2 protein-coding genes are annotated in these 3,857 nt (G+C 39.3%); both read right to left on the bottom strand.

What is annotated here, in order from left to right; all coding sequences use genetic code 11:
• Nucleotides 1–64: 64 nt before the first annotated feature.
• Entirely contained in the window at nt 65–2,896 is a 2,832-nt protein-coding gene (locus tag EI164_RS14980) for a hypothetical protein (protein ID WP_192520721.1), read from the bottom strand.
• Nucleotides 2,896–3,741: a DUF2345 domain-containing protein gene (locus EI164_RS14975; RefSeq protein ID WP_192520720.1), complete on the bottom strand. Its 846-nt coding sequence runs from the start codon at nt 3,739–3,741 to the stop codon at nt 2,896–2,898. The genes EI164_RS14980 and EI164_RS14975 overlap by 1 nt, the downstream gene beginning before the upstream one ends.
• Nucleotides 3,742–3,857 lie beyond the last annotated feature (116 nt).

Genomic DNA, 3,857 nt, shown 5'->3' with positions numbered 1-3,857 from the left:
TTCTCTTTGTTGTGGTAAACAAGAGTGTAAGGCGTTGCTTATTTTTTTCAACTATTTCCCAATTCTATACAGCCCCTAGTCGAATAATATCCCCTTCATTTTTTCCTAAGTCACCTTTCAGCCCATTTGGATGCATATGTTGTAGTACATTTTGCCATTCTCGCTTGATAACAACTGTTTCAAAGATTTTTATAATTGCAGCTTTGCGATTTGGCAAATAATCAACATCAGCATCGCCCCAATCAACACTAGTATCTGGTTCGTCTATAACTTTGTCTGCTATACCATGACGAGTAAGCTGATAGAGTAATATACCTTTGGCTTCAGGGGTAGCCGTTTTCAACCAAGCATCGTCTGCGTTGTTCAGGATAAAACTGGCTAGTTTATTGCGTTCACGGGCTTTATCTAAGGAGCTATTAAATTCTGCAAAAACTGATGAAATGTTATTTAAGTTTTCAGAGATATCATTTTTACGCCCTAACATCAGCACAAAAAATTGACTCAACTGTAAAAAAGCACCTTCCATTATAAAGGATAGTACACGGAATTCCGCAGTAAGCAGTTGACGATATATCCAAGAAGAGAATTCAAGCATTAGTTTTATATTGACATCGAATAACGCAGCTCCCTTTGCACCAACGCCAAAACACAGTGCTGCTTTTGCTTTAATTCTAAACTTACCGTCAGCGTAAAGTACTAAAAAGCAACCTTCAACCCCTATGCCTGCGCTGACCGCCCCTGTTACAGACAACTTAGCAAGTGCCTTAAAAGTATTAGTATCGCTATTTAGCCATTCTAAACTCGCACTAGGCGTAATTCCTGTTTCTGCGCCAACGAAAGCGGTAACTCCTATATTTAAGTCTTTGTTTACAGGGGCATCAGCGAAGTGCTTATCATCAAGAATGGGATCGAATTTAGGCTTGTTAATAGTTTTTACTGGTCCGTACAGTTGACTTGCTGATAGAGCAGTATCTTTTTCAATAGCTTGAACTTCTTGTTTATTGCCATTAAAACTTATAGACACCGCACCTGAAATGCCTGCCTTTGCTCCTACAAATCCGTGAATGTCGCATTCTATAATAAACCGGATAGCTCCTAAGTCGATCTCTCCAGTTGCTTTATGATTAAAGACTAGCTGCCATCCCTGTAGAGAAGGATATGCTGCTTTACTGTTTATATTAGCTTCGCAAAGTACTAATTTACCACTAACATCAAATCCAAGTTCCCCACCTACTTTGCCTTTAGAAGGATCAGAGTTGAAAGCAGCAGAGCCGGTCCAGCCACCTATAGCCCTTAACCACTGAGCCGAAACTTCAGTTTTAAATTTCTTAGACTCATAGATAGTTTCACTTAGCTCGTTTCCTGAAAGACCCAAAAGTTCATTAAAGATTTTTAGATCTTTAAAATGACGCTCGCCATATTGCTTAAAGCTTGCCTGCCTTTTTATTTTATCTAAACTATCTTTTAGTGCTACTTTATCTATATTTTTTGGTTCATCTTTGAGACTGCTTCCTCTTATCGTGCTTTTGATATCAATTTTAGTGCCATCTGTATTGACACGGTTTTTATAATAAACTTGGTATTTATCTCTATTAAGATGGTTTCTTATAAGCTTTATCTTAGTTTTACCGCCTTCAACATAACGTTGAGTTGTATATACTTCTTTTATTAACGCTTTCTGTGTTAGATCTATATTTAATTTAACCTTTAATAAGTCTTCTGATGCTTTTAGCTCTTTTTCAATGTTTACAATATCTTTTACGGTCACAGTTGCAGATGGTTCAAGGCTTTGAGACAGTCTTCTTCTATTGATGTGGCATTGAGCAACTAAATCTGAAAGTTCTGAACCTACTTTACTAAGTTCTTTGTAATCTTTTGGCTCAAGTAGAATGAGCTCTTGAGTTTCTAAATCGAAAATTATTGGCAAATTAGCTTTGCCTGCTAAAACAGCTTCATGTTTAGGCTTGTTTACAGCTGTAGGTATACTCATTGTTGGTATAGTAAGCGTTCTAATGTAGCCAAAAGGTGATGGAACAACATCTCCTTCTGAATCTTTAAAATCAAGCCTAGATGTCACTGGCTTACCAGCTACCAAGACTTGTACCGTCCTTTTATAGTCAGCATTTATTTTCTCAGTCAAACCCGTTTTAGGGTCTACCTTCAGTGTTTTCTTCACTGTTTTTCTATAGTCGATTAACTGAACCTTCACATCATTAGGAATGCTGCCACCTTTAGTTTTTATTTGAAACTGTAAGAAGGTTTGTAACTGGTAAGATTTACTGTAAAAATCACCAGTTCCCTTTGTTCTCTTTGTTTCCTTTGTTATGTTTGCTTTGTTTGGGTCTAGTGAAAACTCTGTTGCTTTTTGACCTTCTCCTTTTATATAGGGGTTTACTGGCTTACCTTTTTCAATGAAATATAATCGATATTTTGCCGAAGCTACCAATGGTATTTTCTTAGTAAATGTTGCATTATGATAACCTGTTAAAGTAGTACTTTTACCAGAAACCTTCTCTATTTTATCACCTATCTTATAGTCTACTTGGTAGTGTATACCATTGAATATCCTTTCATGTAACGATTCCTTTTTACTATTATCTCTCACGTTAGCATAAAAGTTTATTCGTAAATTATCCGCCTCAAATATATATATATTACCAAGTCGCTCAACATCTTTCCCCAGTATCTTTGGAATTTTAGAGTCGCCTTGCAAATGATAAAACACATTCGGAGTATACAATCCAGAAATGGAAATACCTGTCTCGATCACACCGGCGGAGTCTGCTGTGAATACCTTTTTTATGGGATTACCGTGAGAGTTTTTTACAAATAGTAGAATTTTTACAGGCTGGTCGGGTATTTTATTTATGACATGTAATGTTAATTTATCTGACATTAGTGATTCTCCTCAAAACTTAATGCAAACCCTTCATGCTCTTCACCAACGATATGTATACCAACTTCTTCAGGTGTGTCCGTGACGATCTGTTCGGTACGACCTTGTGCGTCAGTCTTACCACTTTTCACAGTACCATCTTCCATAAATAGCAAGTATTCCGTATTGGCGATAGGCTCACCAAACATATCTTTAGCAACATAAGTTAGATAGGATTTGACATCTGAACCACCTAATGAGGGTAGCGTTGGACCAACTTTAGCCCCCGCCACCATCTCTTTCTTCACCGCTTTAATCTTAACCGTACCTGGGCACACCAGCTTAATACCACTGTCATCGATGGTAATCGAAGCCCCAGCTGACGTTTGTAGCTTAATCCGCTTCGGACTCGACACATTGACCTGACCTGACTCACTACCAACCGTCATCGACTGCTGACTGTGCAGCTGCAACTCACCACCTTGTGCCTGTATCGCTACAGGTTTGCTATTGGCACTGATGTGTAGTCCTGACTGAGCCGTTTGACCACCGACGCCTGAGAGTGAATCAATCGTATTTGCCGCCAGCGTATAATTGCCTGCGACCATATCTGATTGCGTGCTGCCTGATTGCCTAACGATTGTTTTCGCCGTCCACAGTGTATTGCTGCCTGATGCGAGGATGCTATCTTTACTAACCAGTAGCACATCAGCTGCACCAAGTACCTCAGTATCTAGCGTCTCATCGATAATTTGCGCCGTACTCTTAAACCCTTCTATCGACGCTCGGGCATCACTGAGTGCTTCGGTCGATTGTAGATGTGCCTGTTTAGCCTCTGATAACGTCTCGCTCAGCTCAGCGCCCAACTTAAGCTGCTGCTGTCCTGCATCATTGACCCATGCAGACTCATGCTCAGTTTGCGTGTGTTTGTAGTGGCATAATTAAATTGGACAACTGCTAAGAGGCTATACTAACCCAAAGA

The organism is Psychrobacter sp. FME13 (assembly GCF_014861395.1).
In the GTDB taxonomy this organism is placed as follows: domain Bacteria; phylum Pseudomonadota; class Gammaproteobacteria; order Pseudomonadales; family Moraxellaceae; genus Psychrobacter.
Note: the sequence above shows the minus strand (reverse complement) of the source record. Positions and strands in the feature narration are given on the sequence as shown.